The sequence below is a fragment of the Sulfobacillus sp. hq2 genome (assembly GCF_002903155.1).
GTDB lineage: Bacteria > Bacillota > Sulfobacillia > Sulfobacillales > Sulfobacillaceae > Sulfobacillus > Sulfobacillus thermotolerans.
In genome coordinates, this window is sequence record NZ_NWUL01000022.1 from 1 (window position 1) to 1042 (window position 1042).

The window sequence follows — 1042 nt, forward strand, 5'->3', positions numbered from 1 at the left end:
AACAACAGGAAACCCCGGATTGACTCCTGCGGAGTCAGCGCCTTGTATCTCCGCCCTGAACGGCGGAGTTTTACGGCGCATTCTGATAAACACGTTAGAGTCTAAACAGATGATCGGCGCCTTACTCATGGTTTTTTTTCCACAACTGATAGGTAAGTTCACCAGAAGGCTGCTTGCCAAACCAGTCTCGTCCAATGCCAAAAAACTCCTCCAATGGCACATCCGTGGATTCAGGAATCAATGTCAGTGTATCTACCGTCATCCGTATGGGATGTAAACCGCGATAGACGATCCGTCCCTTTGCACGCGCTGTCTTTCCTAAACATTCTATAACGGTCAGCTGAAGTTCTTTTGGAAACTGTACCTCAACGCGCTTACCACTAACACTCAACCATAAAACAAACTCATGTTTACGATATACCGTAACAGAGCCTAACGTTCCTTCTAGAATCCCCTCTGCTATACTGTCGCGAGGCAACTGTTCCAAGATCTTCTTGGCTGTTGCTGCCATGGAGATAAACGGTTCCTCGTTGATCCCTAAATGGATCTCCACTCGTTCCGACAACCGGGCAAAACGACGAAAAATCCGTTCCTCGGCGGAATCAACATGCATTCCCTCACATCTAGAAAGAGAAAGCCGTCTCGCCGTAGTATACACTCGTCGCGCAGCACGAAGAACAATCGGATCTGGGGAGATGGGAGCCAAAACCATAGTCGGCAAGCTGTGATGCCAGTCACGCAGTATCCAGTGGGTTCGGCCTTGCGCCGGTGCATATGGCTCTTCTTCCGCTATTGCCAACCAATAGAGCAATGTGCGCGAACCCTCAAGAACATCTGCCACGGCCAACCCATTTTCCCGCGCCTCAAATGTTAGTGTGAGAATCATTTCCGAGTCGTCCATGCAAGTCACTCCCAACGATATGTAAATGCTCGTGGCTTTAGAACTTTAGTCGTGGTATCAGCAGCTGCCCAATTCTTGGGACAAATATGGACAACCGCTATTCACGGCAGCCCCTTTCCGGAGGATCCTCGTGTGGAGGAA

The 1042-nt window shown here is 49.7% G+C and carries 1 protein-coding gene; it reads right to left on the minus strand.

Annotated elements, in window-relative coordinates; all coding sequences use genetic code 11:
- Positions 1 to 121: 121 nt before the first annotated feature.
- Positions 122 to 901: a hypothetical protein gene (locus CO251_RS03165; protein ID WP_103374363.1), complete on the minus strand. Its 780-nt coding sequence runs from the start codon at positions 899 to 901 to the stop codon at positions 122 to 124.
- Positions 902 to 1042: the final 141 nt, after the last annotated feature.